This window comes from Chondrinema litorale, from assembly GCF_026250525.1.
Classification (GTDB): Bacteria; Bacteroidota; Bacteroidia; order Cytophagales; family Flammeovirgaceae; genus Chondrinema; species Chondrinema litorale.
Window position 1 is genome coordinate 50,596 of the sequence record NZ_CP111043.1, and the last position, 23,912, is coordinate 74,507.

Here is a 23,912-nt window from a genome sequence, read left to right on the forward strand (position 1 = left end):
CGAAGGATTAAAAAATGAGAAAAAATAAAAAAGACCTGCTTTAACAGGTCTTTCTTTCAAATTTAAATCTCTTATTTTCCGCTTGGGCTTTCACCGAATATTATCGGGTTATTTATCGGCCAAACGTTATTGTCTCTTTCAGTATCAACCATTCTAAATGTTGGGTCGATTTCTATATTCTTCACTCTCTCAATTGGTTGATTGATAATGAAAGAATATTCTGGGAATGTCCAAGGCCAATCTTCTTCTTGTACCTTTCTTACTGATGGCATATCTTCTGTCTTACCTCCACGCATAATTCTTAATGGAATGTAATGGTTTTCAAACTGACCATTTTCGAAGCTTACCAAAACATCTAAAGGCATTGGCATATTCCCGATTCTTTCAAGAATTACTTTTGTTTTTCCATCAGCAGTTGGCGTAACAGATTTTACGCTGTAATCGATAGAGTTTACAGTACCAATCCATTGCTCTAAGAACCACTTTAACTGTAAGCCAGACTCTTTCTCAAATGTTCTGATAATATCCATTCCATTTGGATGTTTGAATTGCCATTCGTAGAAAAATCTTAGTAGCGCTTTGTCGAAAGTTTCTTTACCAACAATGTATTGTAGTTGCATTAAGAATAACTCTCCTTTTGAATAAGCACTAATGCCATAAGTTCTGTTTCTAGCATAAAAATCTGAGTGCGTAGTTAAAGGCTCTTGTGTTTCGCTTCTTACCAAAGAAACATAACCATTATAAGCACCCATATGTGGGTTGTAGCTTTTCTCATCAAATATGATGTTGCTGATTTCACTTGATGCAAAACTTGTAAAACCTTCGTCCATCCAAGAATATTTGGTTTCGTTAAAACCTAATACATGCTGATACCAGCTATGCATTGCTTCGTGAATGGTTACTCCTACTAAACTTCTTAAAGAACGGTGTCCGGTAATCATGGTAAGCTGAGCGTACTCCATACCTCCATCACCACCTTGTATTACTGAGTATTTTCCATAAGGATATCTTCCGTATTTCTCACTTGCAATTTGGAATAATTGAACAGTATAATCTGGAAGTTTTTCCCAGTTTTCTGCTAAAGTATCTGCTTGGTAGAAGAAGTGTAATTCAGGACCATTTGGCACTTGCTTGATTGTATGTACATAATCAGGGTCAGCAGCCCAAGCAAAATCGTGCACGTTTTCTGCTAAAAAGTGCCAGTTAATTTTACCATTTTTCCCTTTACCTGCTTTGTCTCCATTGTAGCCATGTCCAACTTCTTTTTCGTTTTGTACAAATCCACTACCTGCTACTACATAATTTTCGTCAATATTGATTTTTACATCAAAATCTCCCCAAACACCATGAAACTCTCTACCGATATATGGGTTTGCATGCCAACCTTCAAAATCGTATTCAGCCATTTTAGGGAACCACTGAGTCATGGTATATTCTATACCTTCTCTGTTATCTCTACCAGAACGACGAATTTGTAAAGGTACCTGAGCTTCAAACTCCATTTTAATCTCAGTTTTTGCTCCTGGTAAAATTGGCTCGGCAAGAGTAACTTCTAGTATGGTTCCACTCACTTCAAAGTCTTGGTCTGTACCACCAATTTTTAAAGATTTAATTTTCTGGTAACCAATCTCACTATCACTTAAATGTAAAATTCTGTCTCTCACTCTGCCATCTGGGTCTTCAATCGTTCTTGAGCGAACATCCATCATACTACCCGGCTGAAAAGCATTGAAAAACAAGTGGTAGTAAACATTTTTGAGCGTATCTGGCGAGTTATTAAAATAAACAAGTTTTTGCACACCTTGTAACTGATTGGTGTTAACATCCATGTCTATTTCCATTGTATATTCTACTCTTTGTTGCCAGCGTGCAGTTTGTGCAAGCAGGATATTACCAACAAATAGTAAAAATGATGTTGTAATTAAATTTTTTATCGTCATTTGTCTGATAAATATATGTTTAGATTTTTATTGACCGTGAATTTCAAAGATAATCATATACAATCCAAAAAGATTTATGCAAATGGTCAAATTGCAAACTATTTGCTCTGATAAATTAAAAAAATGCGTTACTGCGCACTTATTTTTCTAGATTTTTTTTATATAATAAGTATCAGCTATTTTCATCTTCTTCACCCTTTTTTTTAATGAAAGATTACTACCAAATTTTAGAAATACCCCGAAATGCCTCTAGTGAGGAAATTAAAAGAGCATACAGAAAACTCGCTGTAAAATATCATCCAGATAAAAATGATGGGAACAAACATGCTGAAGAAAAATTTAAAGCGGTAAACGAAGCATACAGAACACTTTCTAATTCAAGTAAAAGGTATTATTACGACAACCCACAAGAGGCTGCTAAAATACAATATCAGAAATCATACTTATATCGAAAAATACAGTTTTACAAAAGAAGACAGGCAGAGAAAAATCTTTATAGAGAGCCCAAAACCGTCACATTTGTTAGAAACATTGTGGTTCTCACCATGCTTTTCGTCACTCTCTACATAGGTTTTACATCTTCTAGCTCTTTTTTTGGAAATACAAGCAGGTCTGTAACCATTAGGTTATATGAGTTTAACAACCTCATCCCAAAAGTAAACTCAACTGTTTATGATACTATTTACAGGTCTTACAAAGAAGAATTAATTGCCAAAGCAGAAATCTATAAAATGATGGGTAATAGCAATTACCGCAAAGGTTTTTATAAAGAAGCATTAGACCAGTACCTTACAATATATTACAATCAGAAATATATCGAAGGCTTTTCTGACTTAGTAGACTATATGCAAATTTGTTTTTTGAAAATTTCAGCACAAGATCAGGAAAAATTATTGGCAAGTTTGGACAAATACAGTTTACAGAAAGATATTTTTATTAACATCCCTGACGAAATACATGAGTTTGGAGGTAAAGAAATTTCTTAAAAGCACCTAAAATCTTTTTTTCCTATTTTCGCCTAATACAAGACACTATTACGAAAATGAAAAAGATGATTTTAATTAACCTATTATTAGCTCTACTCTTTTTGAATGAATGTTCAGAAGATGAAAAAGAAATTGAGCCCCCTACAAACATTCAGTTTACAGCCGACATAAGCGAAGATAAATCCGGCAAAGTAGTATTTAATATCAGTGCAGATAATGCTACTTATTACGTATTTTTTCCGGGTGCTTCACAAAGCGAAATCGGTGTAGAATCTGAAAGCGGAATTTTTGAATATACTTATGCCAAAAGTGGAGATTACTCTGCAAAAGTTTACATCTACTATGCTGACGATCATTTTATTACTGAAAAGTTAGATGTTTCTGTAGAAACCAATATTGAAGCAGGTTATGCTTTAGTCTGGTCTGATGAATTTGAAAATGATGGTGCCCCTAATGATGAAAATTGGGATTACGACATTGGCACTGGTTCCGATGGTTGGGGAAATAACGAAGATCAATACTATACTAGCCGAGAAGAAAATGTAAAAGTTGAAGATGGTGTATTAAAGATTATTGCTAAAAGTGAAAGTTACGAAGGCAGTGCATTTACATCTGCCAGATTGCTTACAAAAGACAAATTTGAATTTTCCTATGGCAAAGTTGAAGTAAGAGCAAAACTACCAAAAGGTGGAGGTACGTGGCCTGCTATATGGATGTTAGGTGCCAATATAGAATCTGTTGGCTGGCCAGAATGTGGTGAAATTGACATAATGGAACACGTTGGTAACAATGAAGGCACAGTAAGTACGGCGATACATACCAACTCTAGTTTTGGTGCCACACAAAATTACAAGGCTACCACTATTGAAAATGTAACCTCGGAGTTTCATGTTTATGGTCTTGAATGGACAGAAGACAATTTAACTATATCTGTCGATAGTGTTAATTATTACACTTACAATCCAGCTTCAAAAGGCGTAGATCACTGGCCATTTAACAAAGATTGTTTCATTATTTTAAACATTGCTATTGGTGGTACTTTAGGAGGAACTGTTTCAACAGATTTTAAAGAAGGAATTATGGAAATTGATTATGTAAGAGTCTATCAAGAATAGCTTGTATATTCAACTATTTTCAAGGAAGCTTTCTGAAATTGAACCAACATTTCAGAAAGCTTTTATTTTTAAATTGTATCACGAATGAACAGCAATTGTAACGAAAACGATACACCCCAGAAAAACACTCAATCATAAATGCCTTAATATCAGCATTTTAACAACTGGTACCCAAATTGAACTGGTATGATACAATTAACATAAAGAAAATAAAGATGCTTAGAAACTACCTGAAAATTTCTTTTAGACATTTACTCAGAAACAAATCTTACACACTTATCAATGTCTTTGGCCTTACACTTGGTGTCGCTGTTTGTATTATCATTTTCCTAATTATAAACAGGGATTTTCATTTCGATAAGGTGCATCAGCATTATTCAGATATTTATCGAGTGGTTTCAACCTCTTCTAATGCTTCGGGTAAAGATTTTTCTCCGGTTAGTAGCTACCCTTTAAAAGATGCTATTGAAGCGGAAATACAAGAAATTAATCACATAACTCGATTACATTTCGAAGACGAAAACATTGTAAAAATTGATAATAAAGACCTCATTGAAGAGCATAATATCATTTTTACTGACACAGCATTTTATGATGTGCTTGATTTTGGTGGAGGCATAGAAAGCAATGTTTTAGAAGGAAATTATAAAACGGCAATGGAGCAACCTGGCACTATCTTTCTCACTGAAGAAACTGCCAAAAAATATTTTGGAGCGCAAAATCCAATTGGTAAGCAGCTCAAGTTAGGGAATTTATTAGATTGTGAGGTAAAGGGGATTATTAAAAACGTTCCAGAATTATCTCACTTGCAATATAGTATGTTGGTGTCTTATCCCACATTAACTTCGGATTTTATTGGTGGTTTCGATTTGGATGAGTTCGGAGTATCAATTAGTGGGTTCACTTACATAAACATTCCTAAAAACAGAGTTGAAGCAATCAATGAACAGCTTAAAGGTGTAGTAAAAAAATACATGAGTGATGGCGAAAATAGCAGCCATACCAAAACACTATTTCTTCAACCTCTAAGTGACATTCACTTCAATATGGATTTTGCAAATGGCAATATCTCTTCTACATCTAACATCAAAAACATTTATACTCTCGCTTTTATAGCTTTGTTTATTATAAGCATTGCTTGCATCAATTTTATAAATCTAGCTACTGCTTTAGGCATTAAAAGATCAAGAGAAGTAGGTATTAGAAAAGTACTCGGCGCAGGAAGAAAAGAACTGATCGGGCAACATTTAGGTGAGTCTTTTTTAATTACACTTATTTCCCTTTTATTGGCTTTAGCCACTGTAGAAAGAATTCTTCCATTCTTCAATCAATCATTTGAAAGCTCATTGACTTTAAATTTGACTAATAATTTAAACCTCCTCATTTTTTTAGGTATTTTACTTTTAGTTGTAAGTATTCTTTCTGGAATTTATCCGGCAATTGTTTTGTCATCCTATCAGCCTGCAAAAGCGCTTAAAACCAAGATTAATTCGATGAGTAAGTCTTCTGTGCTGTTTAGAAAAAGTCTAGTAATTTTTCAATTTGGAATAGCACAAGCCTTAATTATTGGAGCGATTGTAGTTTCTAGGCAACTTTCATTTTTTCACGATAAGCCTCTTGGTTTCGAAAAAGATGCGATTGTAGATTTTTATATTCCTGAGACTGATTCACTAAAGAGTGAGCGTTTTTTTAATCAGGTAAGTGAATTAAATAATGTAGAAAATATCTCTTTCGGCTTGGGTGCACCGTCTTCTGAAAATAGCATCTCTACTAGCTTTAGTTTTCCTGAAGTAGATGAAAATTTGGAATATGATGTTTCTCTTAAGCTTTGCGATTATCGCTATAAAGATACTTATGGACTAACTTTAGCTGCTGGTAAGTGGTTTACAAAGGCCGATGATGAAAGTGCTGATTATAAGTTTGTTGTGAATGAAACACTCGCTAAAAAAATTGGCTTTACAAATCCAGAAGATGCCGTTGGAAAAGAATTATTGACTGGCATTAACAGCATAAAAGCAGAGATAATTGGAGTTACAAAAGACTTCCATACAAAGTCTTTACACCATCAAATACAACCTGTTTTATTCTTAAAATTCCCTCAGTTTTATTACAATGCAGGAATTAAATTTTCTGGTGGAAACTTAAATAGTTCTATCAGAAATATAGAAAATATTTGGAATGAAATCTATCCGGGATACATCTTCGAATATCATTTTCTGGATGATAAAATTAATGAGTTTTATAAAAATGAAGAAAGGATATTTAACATCTCTCAAATTTTTGCAGGAATAGCAGTTTTTATTGGCTGTCTTGGTCTTTTAGGCTTAAGTTCATTTATGGTTAGTCAGAGAAAGAAAGAGATTGGTGTAAGAAAAGTCCTTGGCGCGTCTAATAGTAGTATTGTGTTCTTATTTAGCAGTTCTTTTTTAAAGTTGTTAATTGTAGCTTTCTTTATTTCTGCTCCAATTTCGTGGTTTTTAATGAATAGTTGGTTAACTGATTTTCCTTACAGAATTAACATTGGAATTGATGTATTTATCATAACCATCATTTTAGCTTGTTTGGCAGCTTTAGCCACTGTAAGTTTTCAATCGATTAAAGCAGCCTTTGAAAATCCTGTAAAAGCGCTAAAATCTGAATAAAAATAAATTCTAGTCTCATAAACTAAAACAGCCCGATTTGAAATAATCAAATCGGGCTGTTTGCATATATCTACAGTATTCTACCAGTCTGGACCAGTTTCTTTTTTCTTTTGTGCTTTCTTTTTCAATTGTTGGAAATATTGTTTTTCTTGCTCTTCCATTGATTTCAAAATCTGCTCTGCTCTTGCTCTATTAATCTCTGGGTTTTCGAGCTGTTGCTGCTGCTGCTGTTGCTTTTTCTTTTCTTCTTCAGATTTTTCTTGTTCTTGCTGTTCCTCCTGTTTCTTTTCTTCGTCTTGCTCTTCTTTATTTTTATTTTCCTGATCTTGCTTTTGCTCGCTTTCTTGATCTTGATCAGACTGTTGGTCTTCTTTATCTTGCTCCTCTTCTTTTTTCTTTTCCTGCTCCTCCTCTTCTTTTTTCTTTTGCTGATCTTCCTTTTTATCGTCTTTCTTCTCTTCTTCTTCTTTCTTTTTTTCTTCCTCTAGTTTTCTTTTTACAAGCTCATAATCGTATCTAGCATCTTCGTTTCTAGGATTAGCTTTTAAAGCATCTTTAAAATCCTCTAGCGCTTTTTGGTAATCTTTTTTGTTGGCATTTATCACCCCCAATTGCTGTAAAGCGACTGATTTTACTTGTGGGTCTTTACTATCGGCTAAGCTTTTGTAATATTGCGATGCTTTTGTTTGATCATCTGTTTGAAAATAACAATGTGCAAGATTTAGCAAAACCTCAGATTCCATCACTCCCATTGAATCAACCAAATATTGATATGACTCAGCAGCAGCTTTATAATCGTTATTTTCATATGCTTCCTGAGCATTCTTTTTATACTTATTTACCGTAGCAATATCTCCCGGATCAATTACCAGTAGTAAAACACTCAAGAATGTGGAAAAGAAAAGTTTAGTTAGCATTTAGATTCGAATTACTTTTACAGAAATAATAACATCAATGATTAATAATACAAAAGCTGCCAGTAAAAATAAGAAATATCTGTTGGCAGCCGCATCAATTTCTTTGGTACTTCTCAGCTCTCCTTCAATATTTTCAATTTCTCTAATTAACTGAGGAATTTCATTTACCTTATCATTAATCTCAAAATAAGAACCACCAGTTATTTCAGCAATCTCTTGTAAACTTTCAGGCTTAAGTTTAGTAATCACCTCAGTACCACTATCACTTCGCTGAAAACGATAACCTTGCGGAATTTTGCTTCCTTCCTGCGTTCCTACACCTACGGTAAACAAACGGATACCTTCATCTTTCAGTTCCTCAGCAATTTCTGATGCGTTTGTACCAAAATCTTCTCCATCACTAATTAAAACAATTATTTTAGATTGCTGCTGTCCGGAAACATTTTCTTCAGCATTTTTATGTTTGTCAATCGCCATTTCTATCGCTGGTGAAAACTCAGTACCAGTGTTTGACAATAAACCGGTATTTAGCGTCTCTATAAACAGTAATAGTGCACTCCTATCAAAAGTTAGCGGACATTGCAAAAAGGCTTCAGATGAAAATATAATTAAACCCAATCTGTCACTTGAAAATTTTTCGACAAGATTTTTAAGCTCAAACTTAGTTCTTTCCAATCTGCTGGGCTGTATGTCGTCAGCGTCCATAGATCGAGAAAGATCAACCAGAAAGTAAATATCCTTCCCTTGTGATTTAACTTCTTTACGAGCAGAGCCAAATGATGGTCCTAATAAGGCAACGATCATTAAAGCAAAATAAAATGATCTTATTAAAAGCTTGATGATTACCTGATCGTAATTGCTCTTTACTTGTTTAGCAATTCTAATTGTTCTTGAGATGTAAAGAACATATAGCAAGATAAAAAAAGCTATAAAAGCAATTTCAAAAACACCTAGTTCTCTAAAAAAAGTAAGTTCCATTCAAAAATATCTATAAAAAATCGATTTAATTATAAGCCAAAATTATACAAAAGCCAATAAGAAGCTTATAAAGGAACATTCTTTATTTAAATTTTGCAGAAAAATATACGCTAGAAGACGAGCAACGCACGCTTGGAAAAAAAGTTCAAATTTATTTTATCCAATACTTGTATATTAAAATCCTATTTCCTTCTTTTGCATCACGTTTTGCCAAGCAAGGCACGGAGAGTTGCCTGAGTGGTTAAAGGAGCGGTTTGCTAAACCGTCATCGAGAAATCGATGCGTGGGTTCGAATCCCACACTCTCCGCTCAAAATATATAGGTACGGGGTGTAGCGCAGTCCGGTTAGCGCACCTGGTTTGGGACCAGGGGGTCGCAGGTTCGAATCCTGCCACCCCGACTACTTTAAGTGTGGGTCTCGTAGCTCAACTGGATAGAGCAACTGCCTTCTAAGCAGTAGGTTCCAGGTTCGAGTCCTGGCGGGATCACTAATTACAGTTATGGCGAATAACTCAAGATAAACCCGATAATGTTTTTATCGGGTTTATTATTTTCTCTAATTAAAATATAAAGAAATTAATTAAATACGGGGTGTAGCGCAGTCCGGTTAGCGCACCTGGTTTGGGACCAGGGGGTCGCAGGTTCGAATCCTGCCACCCCGACTACTTTAAGTAAGTGTAGGTCTTGTAGCTCAACTGGATAGAGCAACTGCCTTCTAAGCAGTAGGTTCCAGGTTCGAGTCCTGGCAGGATCACTATTAGCCTTTCAGAAGCGTCTGAAAGGCTTTTTTTTACCCTTTTCTCAAATTGGATATATAATAATTGATGCTAACATCCATGAATTTGAAGCAGAAAAAGCGATACTTTTTAATGTTTGAGGTAATTTAGATTGATTCAATTTTATTTATTATTTTTTTTCAAGCACCTTTAAAAGGTAAGGATGGAAATCTATAACATCCTTTTTTTCTTTTTTTTCTAAAAGATCCTTATACTCCTTTCTTAATTTCTGAACAGCGTTTTTGCTTATTCTTGAAATTATCTCACGGTTCTCAATATAATCAATTTCGATTCTTTTACCTGTTAAAAACAGGTAAGAAACTTCCGAATCAACAATGTCCTTTTGCGTATATTCCTTACCATAGACAACATATTTATAATAAATATATTCCGTACACCCACCTCTACCTCTGTGACAATCGAAATCATATCCCACAATTCTTGCTATTGTCATTTTTTGTTGAGTTTCAAATAAGTTTCTCATTCTAGATATATAGCTATAATGACATAAATAGCTTAATCCTATTGACAAAAAATGTCAAATCTATTTTCGTAAAATAATGTTTATTTATTTTATGTAAACAAAACCCATTTAATACAAAAGAGAATAAAAACATCCAACCACCACAAAATAAATATACCTCAACTGGTATAAATAATAATATCGCTTCAAGAACAAATAATAATAGAACCCACATTTAGAAATAATTGAAATGACTTAAAGAGGATTTTCAAATTTTTTATTAACCAATGGACTAAGGTTAATTGGAAAGAAATTAATTTAAATTATAAATTTTCCCAGCATCTTTTAATTCATCTCCTAAGTTGTCGTCGAACTGGAAGTTTTGTAATTGCCACTTATCTTTTGGTCTATACAATACAAATGTAAACCTGAGAGGCTGTCTATCATACTTAATTATGTAACTCCATAGTTCATAGTTTTCGCCAACATTTTTTTTGGTAATCAAATCATAACCATAATACTCTCCTACAAGCCCTAGAAAATTTTCAAGTTTATCTTTTACATTATCAATACCCTCTTGACTTTCTTCACTTATCCACTTATTTGTACTAAAAATATAATCAACTGCTTTTTTGAGGTTCCTGCTCATAAATTAAAAAAAATTGATCTATTATTTCTTTGCTAATTGACTGAGCTTTAATGGTATTAATTGAAGTAAAAGAAATCAGTAATATTAAGATTAGTAGAAATTGTTTTTTCATTAGATATTAATTTTTACCAAAAAAATTGTATTTAAACTGTATTAATTATAACTACAATAAGGAGGTATCTATTGAAGAATTTGGCTGATATAATTTACTTTTACCACTTTAATATAATAATACGCTGATATTTACAGCTTTTGCAAAATATTCATTAACCTATTCCCTATATTAGTATTTATACTTATGGCATCAGCTTTTGGACATGCAGTTTTGGCAGCCACAATCGGAGTCAACTTTTCGAAAAAGTTTTACGGTTGGAAGTTTTGGTTACTTGGTGCGATTTGTACAATCTTACCAGATACTGATGTGATTAGCTTTAAATTTGGTATCCCGTATGAATCATTTTGGGGACATAGAGGCTTTTCTCACTCACTTTTATTTGCTGCAATTGTAGGTTTTGTAATTGTATTAATATTTTACAGAAAACACTTAAACAGTGTAGAATCCATAGGTTACTTCCTGTTTTTTACATCATGTACTGCTTCTCATAGTATTCTTGATGCAATGACCACTGGCGGACTCGGTGTCGCTTTCTTTTCACCTTGGGATAATACCAGATACTTTTTCCCTTGGCGACCGATTAAAGTTTCTCCTATTGGTATAAGTAACTTCTTTAGTGAATGGGGAAAAAATGTACTACTGAGCGAATTTATTTGGATAGGCCTACCCTCTTTAGTTTATATTTCTGTAATGAGATTAGTAAAAAGTAGGCTTAAATCTTAGTCTACTTTATATACTCCATTATTAAAATGATATACTTTAACTGTTTCTTTCTTTAAGACTTTTTCGTTACATCCTTCAGTAAAAATATATTCTCGTCTCATAACCTTAATATCATACCAGTCAAGCTTATTTTTTACAATCTCAAAACGCTCTTCATAACTTTCTGCTTTGCACACATCTGTTTCAGAATCTGGCATATTCCAAGTTGAATTATCATATGCAGAATTAATTACAATTAAAGGCTTTACCCCTCCAATTTGAAGCGATGAAATAGTCGTTTTTTTCTCATAATGATGATTCCCTGTACTCTCAAATGTTGATGTAATCGCTTGTTTGTCTTTCCCGATATCTATTATTTCAAATTCGCTATTATCTCCAATTGGTACATCTCCATCAGAAACAATAGCATCAATTATTATAAAATCATCATTTACCTGCTCAAAAAAATAATAGTTGCGATAACCTATTGTATGTCCAAATATTTGCGAAACAGGAATATCAATAATTGCTATAAATAGACTCTGATTATCAATATCTACAAACTCATTAAAAACTAATTGATATGTTTCTGGGTCTGTTAAATCTGTGGTTGTTACATCATTTCTTTCAAAAATCTTTTTTAACAACAAACTATCTTGTTGTATATCTTGAGAATAAGATTCGTAGAAAAACAATATCAGTATAAATTGAAAAAAATATTTCATATGACCCCATTAATTTAAAGCTTTATTGGTTAACGTTAAATTTTAAAATCAGACAAATAAACTAAATCATTCACCTCAAACTAACATAAACATTGACACAAAGAAACAGAGGAAAACAATCTAGTGACGACAAAGATTTTGCTGTAAAATGGGACGGTATTTTTACAGAGGCCGCAAACGATTTATGTTTTTTACTCACTAGAGGATATACATCAGCTTCTGCGTTACAACTTGTAGGTAACAGATACAAAATCAATAAAAGACAAAGGGTTGCCTTAATGCGTATTTGCTCTAGTGAACAAGAAATTGAAGGAAGAAATAAATCTGTTTGTCAAGTAGATAATTTAAAAGGGAATATTGTAGAAATTGACGGATTCAATTTATTGATATTGCTAGAAGGTGCATTATCTGGTGCCTATATATTTAAAGGAAGGGATGGCACTTTTCGAGATATTTCAAGTGTGCATGGCTCATATAAAAGAGTAACTCAAACTGAAAAAGCCATATATCTAATTGGAGAAGAACTTAAAAAATTAGAAGTAAAAGCTGTTAAATGGTATCTAGATCAACCAATTTCTAATAGCGGAAGACTCAAAACCAGACTAATGGAAATTAGTAATGATTGCAATTTTAATTTTGAAGTGGATTTGGTTTTTTCACCAGATAAAGTATTGGCAGAAAGCAAGCATATTGTAGTTTCTTCTGATGGTTGGATTCTAGATCAAACTGAAAGATGGTTTAACCTAGGTGTATTTTTAATTGAAAAGCATATTCCAGATGTAAATTTAAAAGTATACTAATTTTACTTTGTGTCTTAAACCATCAAATTTTGATAGGCATAGCTAATTAACTCATTTGTAGATTGTAATTGGAGTTTCTTTAAAATGTTTTTACGGTGTGTGCTAACTGTTTGGGCACTTATAGAAAGTTCTTCTGCAATTTGTTTACTATTATTACCTTTAAGTAAAAGACTTACAACATCGTACTCACGCATACTCAGTTTTTCGTGCAAATTTTCTCTACCAAAAACCTTCTTATAAATGGTCTTATAATTTCTGTATTTATCTAAAATTTTAATTACGCCTGAAATTTTTGGATGCACAATATGCTCAAGTACAGAAACATTAATTAACACAATAGATAATTTGCCATCTTCGTCAAGCTCTAAGACATTTACTTGCTCTAAGATTAGCGCATAAGTATTCCATTTTGTTTTAAAGCGATAAGAATATTGAAAGATAATATCACCTCTCCTATTTGGTGGATATGAATCTAACACCTCAGTTGACTCTTTGTAAAACTCATTTACTATATAGCCAACATCTTCTGGGTGAATTAAATTAAGAAAAACTTCAACACTTTTACCTAAAAAATCTTCAACATTGTAACCAAGTGCAGAAAACACATTATTCCCGATATATTCAAATCTGGATGCATGCATATTCACAATTACAAAAAAACTCCCGGAAAATGGAAGTATTTTTTCAATTTGCTGTTGTCGAGTAATATGACTTTCTAGCCTTTTTTTATCAATAAATTTATTAGTATGGAATATTTCTTTCCAGATATCGGTATAATCCATTACTTTTTTATTTTAATTTAATGGATTTTAGATCTATATCCCACGAGGTCTTAACTTATAAAAAATAATATTCTGTGTGCGGGCTAAAATCTTGTTAGTTTCTGCGATTTAATATTGTTTAGTTATAGTATATTCTCCTGCGCCTATTCTTCCCTTTTATATTTACAAAGTCTCTTTTTAATATCGTCTAATTCAAATTTCAATGCTTTCAGCTCTCTTTTAATATCTAACTGAGCGTCTATTTGCTTAAAGGTTTTTCTAGCGGTTACTGTCATGATTGGAAATATTTAGTGTTTTGTATAACTCATAATACAAACCTTTAACCTAAAACCAATATACTCATAAAATACTATAAATCAGCAAGTTAATTTAAACCACGAATTTGTATTTGTGCCTTTATGGGAATATTTCTGAAATTTGGAATTATAAATTCACATTTAAATCAAAAATTCACTTAAACAATATTTCCAACTATATCTTTTATATAAAAGATATAATGTAAAACATCATATAAAACCAAATAATAACACTTTAATGCAGCAAACAGCAGAATCAACCAACTCGATTAAACAAAGTAAATTACCTTTATATATTTCTATACTTTTATTGGGAGGTTTATTAGCTAGTTATTTTCTTATACCAGAAGTAAAGGATTTTTGTAACGAAGCGTGGAATGTATTAACAAGTGACGATCAAAGTAGAATTAAACAATGGGTAAAACAATTTGGCTGGTGGGGTCCTGTGGTGATTATCATTACTATGTTAGTACAAATGATTTTGTTTGTACTGCCTTCGGTGGCACTTATGGTTGTAACAATTCTTGCTTATGGCCCAGTATGGGGAAGTTTATTGGTTTTATTATCTATTTTTATAGCTGCATCTGCTGCTTATGCTATTGGCAATTACTTTGGCCCTGTAATTATTGAAAAGCTAATTGGAAAAAAATCTAAAAAGAAGACTGCTCAATTTATAGAAGATTACGGCTTTTGGGCAGTTGTTATCACCAGAATAAACCCTTTCCTTTCTAATGATGCCATCAGTTTTGTCGCAGGAATATTAAAAATGAATTATGGGAAATTTATTGGCGCTACTCTACTTGGTATTACTCCCCTCACTATTTTAATTGCTATTATGGGTAAAAGTACCGATTCGCTAAAAACTGGCTTATTTTGGGGCTCTCTAGTAAGCCTTATCATTTTTGGATTATACGTTTACTGGGATAAGAAGAAGAGAAAACAAAATTAAATTTATAATGGACTCATTATTACAATGTTATATTGAATTTATTCCTAAACAATCTTTCTATTCAATATATAATGGGAAATATAGTGCTTTAGAATGTTTTAATAGTGATTCATTTAACTGTAGAGAAAAAATAACTGATTTATGGTTAGATAATCCCCTTAAAATTAAAAAAGTAAAACCTTCTTTAAATTCATTTACCCTTAACCCCCTAAAAACTAAAATTAGTGATAACGAGATATTTAATGGTTTTCTAGATACAAATTATTTCTGGATAGAATTTGATAAACTATCCAATATTATTACTTACTTCCAATTTGGAGTTGATATTTCTATTAAAGCAACTAAAGACTTTGTAGCAAATATACTTAAACTAGCTAACCATTTTGATCTTTTACTGCTTGGTTCAAACTTTAAAGTATTTGAAGCAACTGAAAATGACATAGATCAATATTTTAGGAGTTCTCCAGCCTATAAATTTATTAAAGATGAAATTCAGTTTTTAGCAGATGTAAAAGCAGGAAGGATTAAACCTGACACACCTTTTTAAACCTTATTTCCTCACAGAAGCTTGCAGGCCTTCTGGCTTTTCTTTCAATTGCTGTTTGCAGTAAGTGATAAAACCTACTAATTGAAAGTTGATTGGTTCTGGCAATCTATATTGAATTACCTTTCTAACAGACATCTCTAAATAACAATCATCCTCACAAATATTGAAAATTGCAGAGCGAGATTGCATCATATCTATTTGACCTTGTTTATAGGCAAATAGATAAACTCCTAGAGAAATAGCAAGTGTATAACAGGTTGTTAGTATTAGTTTTTTCATACTCAAAAAACGCTAATGCAAATATCAGATTATCAGCATTTTGGCATGAATCAATGCATTGTAATTTTTAAGAAAATTTATTATTATTCTTAGAATATAATATCAAGTATTTTTATACTTACCTTTATTTAGTCGCTCTAAAACAGCTTGATAATCAGCACTTTCAGTATCCATCCATTTATCCCAAAAAGTGAAGTATAAACCATAATTTGCAGTAAATTTAGCATGATGCAAAGTGTGATGTGTAGCTCCTATTAACCATTTTCCTATAACATTTTTTTCAAATCCATTCGGATAAACCTCAATATTTAAATGATTAATAAAACTTGAAACTGTCATTAAAATGAGCAACAAAGCGATCGCAGTGTAATGCATTGGGTAAAACAATAAAAAGAGTGGCAGTACCAATGTCTGCAATATACCCTCGAATGGATGAAAAGAAAATGCTGTCCAAGGTGATGGTGTAATACTTTCGTGATGTGCTTTATGTACAATTTTAAATACAGAGGGCTTGTGCATCCATCTATGTAGCCAATAATAATAAGTTTCATGAATCAGTAGAAAAAAACAGATACTTAAAGGGTAATTCCACCAAGGATAAGCTCCCAGTTCAATATAAACTTTGGTATATCCATTTTGCCAAAGTATTAACATGTAAACTCCGGTAATGGCAAATATTAAAGAAGTGATAGCTGACCAGACTAGTTCTTTTATTAATATATTTTTATTCCGAGGTTTTATTGAAATCTTTCTAGCTGTATAATCATGCTTCAAAAAAACATAAAATATTAAATCTAACATACCTGCTAAAAGCACATACCTAAAGAAAATAGCAAGAAAGGTAAAGAAGGTTGTAGCAAGAAAAATAGTAGGCTCAGAAAAATTTATATCATTCATAATTAGCAAAGTGCATCATTTGGTAACAAATATCACAGAAAGCAAATACTTAAACTGCTAATTTTAGCTTATTCTGAAAGATTTATTTTATACAATCTGAAAGCATGTTCAAAACTTTGTTTGATATTACCGATATTTGAACCCATTAAAGTTACACTTAGTTTAATAGCTGAGCATCAGTGATAACAATTAAAATTCACATGAAAAAGACATTATTTACCTTCATACTATCATTAATTACGTTCTCGATTTTTGCACAAATCGAGAATCATGTAAGCTGGAAAAAGAAGCTTTCTAAACAAGAAGCCTCAGTAGGTGAAGAAATTGAACTTATATTTGAAGCTGATATTGATAAAGACTGGTACTTATATTCTTCAGACTTTGATCCGGATTTAGGCCCGATGATAACAGAGTTTAAATTTGAAGAAAATAGCTCATATCAGCTTATAGGAGATATAAAACCTATAAACCCTAAAAGAAAATACGACTCCTTAATTTGGGATGGCGAATACACCTATTTTACAAAAAAAGGAGAATTCGTACAGAAAGTAAAAGTCTTATCTAAAGACTTTAATGTGAAAGTTTCTATCGAAGGTCAAACGTGTAGCGACATAGACGGAAAATGTATCTTGTTTACCAAAGATTTTACTTTTAACAACTTAAAAGTTACTCCTGCAAAAACTGCAGAAGTTGTACAAAAAACATCTGAAATTGAAGATACAAAAGCGATTGCAAAAGAAACTGAAACGGTTAAAAAAGTAGAGGAAGAAAAGACAGATGAAAAATTAGCAGAATCTAAACCGAAAGAAACATTTGCTAAAACTGAAACTCAAGAAGTTCTTAAGGAAGAACCCGATACTAAAAAAGCAAAAAGTGATAATCTAAGTGTTGTAAATAGTGATGAAGAAGGATCTTTGATTATGTTTATGCTAGCTGCTTTTTTAGGTGGTCTAGCAGCTATTTTGACTCCTTGTGTATTTCCAATGATTCCGATGACAGTTTCATTTTTTACACATAGAGCTGGAAAAGGCTCAGCCATCATTTACGGTATATCCATCATCTTAATTTACACCATTGTTGGAGTTGTATTAGCACTGCTTTTTGGCGCTACCATTGGTAATGTATTAAGTACACACTGGTTGCCAAACCTCATTTTCTTTGGTGTATTTTTATTCTTTTCGCTCTCATTCTTCGGAATGTTCGAGATCATATTACCGAGTAAATTAGTAAACAATGTAGATAAGCAAGCCGATAAAGGAGGTTTCTTAGGCCCTTTCTTTATGGCGCTCACTTTGGTTTTAGTTTCATTCTCATGTACTGGGCCAATCGTTGGGAGTATCTTGGTAGCTTCTGCTGGTGGAGAAATTTTAAAACCAGTAGCTGGTATGTTTGCCTTCTCTTTAGCTTTTGCATTACCATTTTCTGTATTCGCATTTTTCCCTTCTTTGATGCAAAAAATGCCAAAATCTGGTGGATGGTTAAATTCTGTAAAAGTGACAATGGGCTTTGTAGAGTTAGCTTTAGCATTCAAATTCTTAAGTATGGCAGACCAAGTTTACCATTGGGGAATTCTTGACAGAGAAGTTTATATCGCTATATGGATTGCCATTGCACTTTGCATGGGCTTATATTTCCTTGGATACATTAGATTACCACATGATAGCAAAGTAGAAACAGTTTCTGTACAGCGTTTACTATTGGGTGTAGCAAGCTTTGCTTTTGTAATTTATTTAGTTCCAGGCATGTTTGGCGCACCACTAAAAGCACTTTCTGGTTATTTGCCACCAAGAACTACGCATGATTTTGATTTAACAAAATTGACAACATCGAGTGTAAGCAACATAGCTCATACTAATGCGCCTGTTGAAGAAATTAAACACGCAGATAAATTTGAAATGCCACATGGACTTACTGGTTATTTCGACTATGAGCAAGGCATGGAAGTAGCCAAAAAGCTTAACAAACCAGTTTTACTAGATTTTACCGGACATGCCTGTGTGAACTGTAGAAAGATGGAAGATTTTGTATGGGGTGAATCGCCAGTTTTAGATAGACTTAGCAATGACTATGTAATTATTTCTCTCTATGTGGATGATAGAACCTCATTACCTGAGCAAGATTGGGTTGTTTCTGAGACAGATGGAAAAGTAAAGAAAACTATCGGGCAAGTAAATGCTGATATACAAATTTCAAGATTTAACAATAATGCTCAGCCATTTTATGTATTACTAAGCAACGATGAAGAAGTTCTGGTAAAACCTCCAATCGGTTATCAGCCAGACACTCAATTATTCATAGATTATTTAGAAGAAGGGAAAAAAGCTTTTAAGCAACACCAAAAAGAATTGGTAAGCACTATTAAGTAAAAAAGAAAGTCCTCCAAAGTTGGAGGACTTTTTTTTCATCATTAATTCCTTTCAAACTCAAGCCAATACTTTCTTCTGGATTTGTTGATTTAAATGCTCATAAATCTCTTTAGCCTTTTCAAAGTTTTGCCTATCTAAAGAAAAATCTCCATAACAGATATATTCAAAATATCTGGTTAAAGATTCGAAATCTTGCTTTATACCTATACCTTCTATCTCCGCTTCGTAATCGTGATTAGTTTTATGAGATTTCCATTTTATAAACTCTCTTGAATCTAAAGATTTTAACAAAGCCAAGTATAAAATTCTTACAGCTGTTTTATATTCTTCAGCTTTAATTGCATCATCTAATGCTTTATTAAAGTCTATCTCATGGATATTTTCAGTAAAAAAACCTTTTTTATCTTTCTTTGCCTCACTCCCTTTGAAAAAGATACCACGAGAATCTACATCGAGTAGTTTAGAAAAGAGGTAAATCATTACCAAACCAGAAATTACATATAATACATTTTTTGTTACTTCTCCATTTTGTCCCATCATATTAAAGAAGTTACCAATTTGTTCAGCTATCCACATTCCGATTAACTCCCAAATACTATAACTTCTCTGTATATCTTTTCGATTGTAATCAAAAGCATCATCCTTAGCTAATTCTTCCAGCTTCTCAGAATCAAAACTTCTCTTTATCGCATCAGGTTCTTCTGGAATAGAGTCGTTTTGAGCATAACCTACATTGCCTGCAAGGCTTAAAGTTATAAGTACTAAGAATAATTGAATTTTATGTCTCATAAATAGTATTCATCTTCTTTTGTTCCAATTAATTCTATTCTTTCAATCAGACCGATATGCTCTTTTTTCTCAACTATACTAAAGTATTGAAACCCCAGACTTAAATAAAAAACTGGAATAGCGAAAAATAATCCAATTGTTCCTAATACTGTTGAGATTAAAGTAATTAAACTCAGGTATTCATTATTTGAAGCAGCTAGAGGATCAAGTGTATTAATGGTTGTAACAAAATTCACTATGTACATCGGTATGTAGAATATCATATTGATGAAATACATAATTATTGAACTTACCATTAAAATACCAAAAGTTGATAACCAATTACCTCTAATGAGCGAAAAAGCTCTTTGAATTGCGACAATAGGGTTTACATTTTCTGTCATCTGAATGATGAATATTAAAGAGCAAGGTATTAACAGATATATAAATGCAAAAAATGCCAACATACCAACAAACCAACCTCCATTAAAAAAGCCTATTGCAGTAATTAAAGCAAATAACACAAAAACACTTCCTCCTATTATCGCTATTGTTAGTAACTGACCAAGTGCCACAGAAATAAAATCTCTTTTTACATATTTCCATACAAGTTCAAAACTTATATTTTTTCCATGCTCTGGATATAGCAATAAGTATCTATAAGTAACAGCAATTACAGCTATCAACCCGATAAATTGTATCAGAACTCCATTAAGCATGTATGTGCTAAAGTTCTCTGGAAGCATGGAAAAAGGGCCTGCAACAACATTAGCACTCGGATTTAGCATCATACTCATAAATTCTGACATAAAGATTCCGCTTAAAATCGAAGAAATCAGAATAAATGGCCCAGCGATAAAAATCAAAGACTTTATAAATGGAGTAAAATTCTCTTTTATAAATTCGATAGAAATTGAAACATTCGTTCCAAAGTCTCTAATCTTTCTTAGGTCTATTTTTGAGTTATTCATTATTAAAATCTGTTACCTTTTTAGCCAGTTGTTGAGGATAAAACACAAAATAATATATAACAAAAGCAGCTGAAATTAATATAATACCCAGTTTTACTATGGTCGGAGATTCAGTTAATCGAGTAACAAATCCTTCTAAAAAACCGGCTATAATAAATAGCGGAACTAGGCCTACAATAATTTTCACACCTCTTTTAGCTCCTTGCTTTAAAGCATACATTCTTGGGTAAGTCCCAGGAAATAGCAAACTATTACCTAATACCATACCACTACCACCAGCAATTATAATCGACGAAATCTCTATAGTTCCATGAATCCAAATGCTTAAAACAGATTCAAACAAAAGTCCATATTTATAGAAAAAATACTGGAAACTGCCCAACATAATTCCGTTAGTAAACAACAAATAACCAGAGCCAATTGAAAAAAATATGCCTAATACAAATACAAGAAAAGAAACCCTAACATTATTGAAAGTAATACCAAAAAACATGTCTAACTGCACCTGACTTTTGTAAACCGCCATAGGATCGTTTTTATTGATATTCTCAATAGTCATGTTGACATAATAATCGCCTAAAATCAATCTTGGGAAATTCTCATCGTAGGCACTAGACAAAGCTCCAATTAGCACCGCAGCCATAAAAATTAAGAAAGAGTACAAAAACTGTTTTCTAGACTCCCAAAATAAAAGTGGCAACTCATACATCCAGAAGGAAACAAATCTATTTGATTTAACTTTCTTGTTCTTGTAAATGGACTGATGCACCTTCATTGCCAAATGGTTGAGATAAGAAGTAGTTTGGCTCTGAGGATAAAAAGTTCTTGCGTAGGCAAGATCATCAGTTATCTGTATGTATAAATTAGATACTTTATCAGGATCGTTTCTTTCGGCACTTGTAAGTAGTTTTTCAAACTGCTGCCATTTTTCTTTATTTTTCTTTACAAAAGCAGCTTCCCGCATATATTAATTAAGTAAAAAATAGAAAATATTTTTTTATTCTGTTTTAGAATCTTTTGGATTTACATGATAGAGATTAAACTCAACACGTCTATTCTTCTTTTTATCTTCTTCTGTAATCTCGTTTTCAATTAATGGTTGGCTACTACCTAAACCATATGCTTGTACTCTATCATTATCAAACAAACCATAAGAAATAATATAGTCTCTAATAACCTTAGCTCTCTCTAACGAAAGATTAAAATTATCTTCCGGATTACCATCAGAATCTGTATGACCTACAATTTTAAGATTAAAATTTGGATGATCTGAGAGAAAATCGATAATTAAATGCAGGTTATTCTCCATAATGGGCTGTAAAGTGGAGCTCCCTTTTTCAAAATCTATAGATTCAAATGAAATTGTGCTAGCAGCATCTGTTGCTTCAATGTCCATAGTTGTATCACCTTCCAAATAGAACACTTGCTCAATATCAAAGAAATTATCTCCTTCAACAATAATTAAATAATTCCTTTTATCTATCAATTCAAATTCAAAAGAACCATCTGCATAAGTTTTTCGAGGGGCAACTTCGTCACCTTCGTCCATATCAATCACAGTAACTACTCCTTGAAAAACTTCACCAGTAGTAGGTTCAATTATTCTTCCTCTAAACTTCACCACACTATTTGGCTTGGCATCCATCGGTAATGGGAAAGATTGTAAATCTAAATTCTCTTCTTCAGGACCAACTGATTTGGCATAAAATAGCCATTTAGATTCAGAATCTATAGTAAAATAAAACTCATTCCCCTCACCATTTACCAAAGGCCCAACATTGTAGGGTTCCGTCCAGCTGTTTTCTACTCTATAAGTTTTAAAAATATCAAAATCACCAAAGTTCAACATATGACCATTTGATGAAAAATATAGTACATTATATTTTGGATGCGGATATGGGCTTACTTCACTATCTCTTGTATTAATTATTGGGCCAATGTTTTGGGCTTTTTCCCAGTCTCCAGTTTTTTGATCTTTAATTGAATAATAAATATCAGTTCCTCCAAAACCTCCTCTTCTACTTGAGGAAAAAAATAAGGTATCACCACTAATCGAAAATGCTGGATGTGAGTCCCAAGCGTAACTATTTACATTAGCACCCAAGTTTTTAGGTTCACTCCAAACACTATCATTTTCTAGATTGGTAATATATAAATCGCAATCACCTAGACCATCTTCACTATTACACCTTGCAAAAACTATATGCCGACCATCTCTACTCATACATGGTGAGCCTTCATTATCTTCTGAATTTAATGCTTTAAAAGGCTCTGCTTTCCCCCACTCATCAAGAGCAATATCTTTCTTAGAAATATAAATATCTTCGTTTTGCCTTACGTTTCCGATATCTAGTTTATATCTAACTGTATCGATATTTCTACTAGAAGTAAAAATTATTAAATCGTCATATTCACCAGAAATCGTTAAGCCGTAATCATCATAAGGAGAATTTACTCCATCTCCCATTTCAAGCATAATATCTTTGGGAGGCATTAAAGTATCTATTTGCTTACGTTTTTCAATTAAGCGATAATAATCTTCAATATCAGCATACAATACTTTATCGTAGTGGGCTATTGAATCGTAATAGTGCAATGCTTGCTGTAAGTCTCCCCTGTAATGCTTAATTAAAACTCTGTAAAGTTCTTTGGTAAGTTCCATTTGTCCTTGTGCTTCAGCAACTCTTGCTAGCATCCATACTTTATCCAAGTCATAGATGAAGTTTTTTATACCAAAATTGCTCACATAGTCATAGAGCTTAAGCATGAATTCATCCCACTGCTTATTACGCTTTAATCGCTCAATTTCTGCCAGTTTGGCAGGTTTGTAATAATCTACGATTAAATTGATGTTTTTAAAATCAATTTTAGGTAATTCAAAAACAGAAGATGTATCAGTAGGTATAAATTTCTGTACACGTAAGGTCTTTTCTTTAACTTCAGGATCCTTTTTAGAATTAAGCTTCTTCTGTGAATACACCAATGTACTCATAGACAGGCTTAAAAGAATGATAAAGAAATATTTATGAATAAAATTCCCCAACTTGATAATACTTTGTTCGACAAATAAAACCATATCCTAAACGCTTTATAGTCTGAGTATATTCGTCAACAGATGCTAAAAATCTGGAAACTATAAAAAAAACATACTTCAATTTTTTTAATTCCAATTTTAAAAAATTTCTGTGAACTCAAACATGCATATATATGACTGAAATCTTGTCAGAGTAAAAAAAATAAAATTAAACA

At 32.5% G+C, this 23,912-nt stretch carries 22 protein-coding genes and 5 tRNA genes; 13 read left to right on the forward strand and 14 right to left on the reverse strand.

Going from position 1 to position 23,912, the window contains the following annotated elements; translation table 11 throughout:
* Positions 1 to 71: 71 nt before the first annotated feature.
* A complete protein-coding gene (locus OQ292_RS00265) occupies positions 72 to 1,940 on the reverse strand; it encodes a M1 family metallopeptidase (RefSeq protein WP_284684042.1) in 1,869 nt (622 codons plus the stop codon).
* Positions 1,941 to 2,146: 206 nt separating this feature from the next.
* Between OQ292_RS00265 and OQ292_RS40980 the strand changes: the two genes are divergently transcribed.
* The 3 genes from OQ292_RS40980 (at position 2,147) to OQ292_RS00280 (ending at position 6,683) form a co-directional block, all read left to right on the forward strand.
* Positions 2,147 to 2,926, forward strand: coding sequence for a DnaJ domain-containing protein (locus OQ292_RS40980; protein WP_348970596.1), 780 nt, complete (start codon positions 2,147 to 2,149; stop codon positions 2,924 to 2,926).
* Between the two features lie 56 nt (positions 2,927 to 2,982).
* Positions 2,983 to 4,041, forward strand: coding sequence for a glycoside hydrolase family 16 protein (locus tag OQ292_RS00275; protein WP_284684043.1), 1,059 nt, complete (start codon positions 2,983 to 2,985; stop codon positions 4,039 to 4,041).
* 215 nt (positions 4,042 to 4,256) lie between these two features.
* Positions 4,257 to 6,683, forward strand: coding sequence for an ABC transporter permease (locus OQ292_RS00280; protein ID WP_284684044.1), 2,427 nt, complete (start codon positions 4,257 to 4,259; stop codon positions 6,681 to 6,683).
* Positions 6,684 to 6,763: 80 nt separating this feature from the next.
* Here OQ292_RS00280 and OQ292_RS00285 read toward each other — a convergent pair whose 3' ends face one another.
* Complete coding sequence (locus OQ292_RS00285) at positions 6,764 to 7,600, reverse strand: tetratricopeptide repeat protein (protein WP_284684045.1); 837 nt, start codon at positions 7,598 to 7,600, stop codon at positions 6,764 to 6,766.
* Positions 7,601 to 8,578: a vWA domain-containing protein gene (locus OQ292_RS00290; protein WP_284684046.1), complete on the reverse strand. Its 978-nt coding sequence runs from the start codon at positions 8,576 to 8,578 to the stop codon at positions 7,601 to 7,603. It abuts the gene before it with no gap.
* A gap of 223 nt (positions 8,579 to 8,801) precedes the next feature.
* Here OQ292_RS00290 and OQ292_RS00295 point away from each other — a divergent pair.
* The 5 genes from OQ292_RS00295 (at position 8,802) to OQ292_RS00315 (ending at position 9,332) form a co-directional block, all read left to right on the forward strand.
* Positions 8,802 to 8,886, forward strand: a tRNA-Ser gene (locus OQ292_RS00295).
* Between the two features lie 17 nt (positions 8,887 to 8,903).
* Positions 8,904 to 8,978: transfer RNA gene (locus OQ292_RS00300), tRNA-Pro, on the forward strand.
* A 14-nt stretch (positions 8,979 to 8,992) separates the two neighbouring features.
* Positions 8,993 to 9,066, forward strand: a tRNA-Arg gene (locus OQ292_RS00305).
* Positions 9,067 to 9,165: 99 nt separating this feature from the next.
* A tRNA-Pro gene (locus OQ292_RS00310) sits at positions 9,166 to 9,240 on the forward strand.
* A gap of 18 nt (positions 9,241 to 9,258) precedes the next feature.
* Positions 9,259 to 9,332: transfer RNA gene (locus OQ292_RS00315), tRNA-Arg, on the forward strand.
* Positions 9,333 to 9,484: 152 nt separating this feature from the next.
* On the opposite strand, the gene OQ292_RS00320 is transcribed toward OQ292_RS00315, so the two are convergent.
* Together OQ292_RS00320 and OQ292_RS00325 are read right to left on the reverse strand one after the other, a co-directional pair.
* Positions 9,485 to 9,808 carry a hypothetical protein gene (locus OQ292_RS00320; RefSeq protein WP_284684047.1) on the reverse strand — a complete coding sequence of 108 codons (324 nt, stop codon included), beginning with the start codon at positions 9,806 to 9,808 and terminating at the stop codon, positions 9,485 to 9,487.
* A gap of 322 nt (positions 9,809 to 10,130) precedes the next feature.
* Positions 10,131 to 10,466 carry a hypothetical protein gene (locus OQ292_RS00325; RefSeq protein ID WP_284684048.1) on the reverse strand — a complete coding sequence of 112 codons (336 nt, stop codon included), beginning with the start codon at positions 10,464 to 10,466 and terminating at the stop codon, positions 10,131 to 10,133.
* Positions 10,467 to 10,764: 298 nt separating this feature from the next.
* On the opposite strand from OQ292_RS00325, the gene OQ292_RS00330 reads away from it, so the two are divergent.
* Entirely contained in the window at positions 10,765 to 11,304 is a 540-nt protein-coding gene (locus OQ292_RS00330; protein WP_284684049.1) for a metal-dependent hydrolase, read from the forward strand.
* Here the strand turns inward: OQ292_RS00330 and OQ292_RS00335 are convergent.
* The gene (locus OQ292_RS00335) at positions 11,301 to 12,008 is read right to left on the reverse strand and encodes a hypothetical protein (protein ID WP_284684050.1); all 708 of its coding nucleotides are present in this window, start codon (positions 12,006 to 12,008) and stop codon (positions 11,301 to 11,303) included. The genes OQ292_RS00330 and OQ292_RS00335 overlap by 4 nt on opposite strands.
* A 92-nt stretch (positions 12,009 to 12,100) precedes the next feature.
* Here OQ292_RS00335 and OQ292_RS00340 point away from each other — a divergent pair, with 92 nt between their 5' ends.
* The gene (locus tag OQ292_RS00340) at positions 12,101 to 12,808 is read left to right on the forward strand and encodes a DUF434 domain-containing protein (RefSeq protein WP_284684051.1); all 708 of its coding nucleotides are present in this window, start codon (positions 12,101 to 12,103) and stop codon (positions 12,806 to 12,808) included.
* 14 nt (positions 12,809 to 12,822) lie between these two features.
* On the opposite strand, the gene OQ292_RS00345 is transcribed toward OQ292_RS00340, so the two are convergent.
* Together OQ292_RS00345 and OQ292_RS00350 are read right to left on the reverse strand one after the other, a co-directional pair.
* Positions 12,823 to 13,590, reverse strand: coding sequence for a LuxR C-terminal-related transcriptional regulator (locus OQ292_RS00345; RefSeq protein WP_284684052.1), 768 nt, complete (start codon positions 13,588 to 13,590; stop codon positions 12,823 to 12,825).
* 143 nt (positions 13,591 to 13,733) lie between these two features.
* Positions 13,734 to 13,865 (reverse strand): hypothetical protein, encoded by a 132-nt coding sequence (locus tag OQ292_RS00350; protein WP_284684053.1) that lies wholly within the window; start codon positions 13,863 to 13,865, stop codon positions 13,734 to 13,736.
* A 259-nt stretch (positions 13,866 to 14,124) separates the two neighbouring features.
* On the opposite strand from OQ292_RS00350, the gene OQ292_RS00355 reads away from it, so the two are divergent.
* On the forward strand, positions 14,125 to 14,835 hold the full coding sequence (locus OQ292_RS00355; protein WP_284684054.1) for a TVP38/TMEM64 family protein: 711 nt from the start codon (positions 14,125 to 14,127) through the stop codon (positions 14,833 to 14,835).
* A gap of 7 nt (positions 14,836 to 14,842) precedes the next feature.
* Positions 14,843 to 15,382, forward strand: a complete 540-nt coding sequence (locus OQ292_RS00360) for a hypothetical protein (RefSeq protein WP_284684055.1) — start codon at positions 14,843 to 14,845, stop codon at positions 15,380 to 15,382.
* A gap of 3 nt (positions 15,383 to 15,385) precedes the next feature.
* Here OQ292_RS00360 and OQ292_RS00365 read toward each other — a convergent pair whose 3' ends face one another.
* Together OQ292_RS00365 and OQ292_RS00370 are read right to left on the reverse strand one after the other, a co-directional pair.
* Entirely contained in the window at positions 15,386 to 15,661 is a 276-nt protein-coding gene (locus OQ292_RS00365; RefSeq protein ID WP_284684056.1) for a hypothetical protein, read from the reverse strand.
* A gap of 102 nt (positions 15,662 to 15,763) precedes the next feature.
* Positions 15,764 to 16,558, reverse strand: coding sequence for a sterol desaturase family protein (locus OQ292_RS00370; RefSeq protein ID WP_284684057.1), 795 nt, complete (start codon positions 16,556 to 16,558; stop codon positions 15,764 to 15,766).
* A 200-nt stretch (positions 16,559 to 16,758) separates the two neighbouring features.
* Here OQ292_RS00370 and OQ292_RS00375 point away from each other — a divergent pair, with 200 nt between their 5' ends.
* Positions 16,759 to 18,924 (forward strand): protein-disulfide reductase DsbD family protein, encoded by a 2,166-nt coding sequence (locus OQ292_RS00375; RefSeq protein ID WP_284684058.1) that lies wholly within the window; start codon positions 16,759 to 16,761, stop codon positions 18,922 to 18,924.
* A 57-nt stretch (positions 18,925 to 18,981) separates the two neighbouring features.
* Here OQ292_RS00375 and OQ292_RS00380 read toward each other — a convergent pair whose 3' ends face one another.
* From OQ292_RS00380 to OQ292_RS00395, 4 genes are read right to left on the reverse strand one after another with little or no spacing between them, the layout of a single operon-like run.
* Positions 18,982 to 19,713, reverse strand: a complete 732-nt coding sequence (locus OQ292_RS00380) for a DUF4129 domain-containing protein (RefSeq protein WP_284684059.1) — start codon at positions 19,711 to 19,713, stop codon at positions 18,982 to 18,984.
* Entirely contained in the window at positions 19,710 to 20,663 is a 954-nt protein-coding gene (locus tag OQ292_RS00385) for a hypothetical protein (RefSeq protein ID WP_284684060.1), read from the reverse strand. The genes OQ292_RS00380 and OQ292_RS00385 overlap by 4 nt, the downstream gene beginning before the upstream one ends.
* The gene (locus OQ292_RS00390) at positions 20,656 to 21,627 is read right to left on the reverse strand and encodes a stage II sporulation protein M (protein WP_284684061.1); all 972 of its coding nucleotides are present in this window, start codon (positions 21,625 to 21,627) and stop codon (positions 20,656 to 20,658) included. Before OQ292_RS00390 ends, OQ292_RS00385 begins: the two co-directional genes overlap by 8 nt.
* Before the next feature lie 33 nt (positions 21,628 to 21,660).
* The gene (locus OQ292_RS00395) at positions 21,661 to 23,739 is read right to left on the reverse strand and encodes an OmpA family protein (RefSeq protein ID WP_284684062.1); all 2,079 of its coding nucleotides are present in this window, start codon (positions 23,737 to 23,739) and stop codon (positions 21,661 to 21,663) included.
* Positions 23,740 to 23,912: the final 173 nt, after the last annotated feature.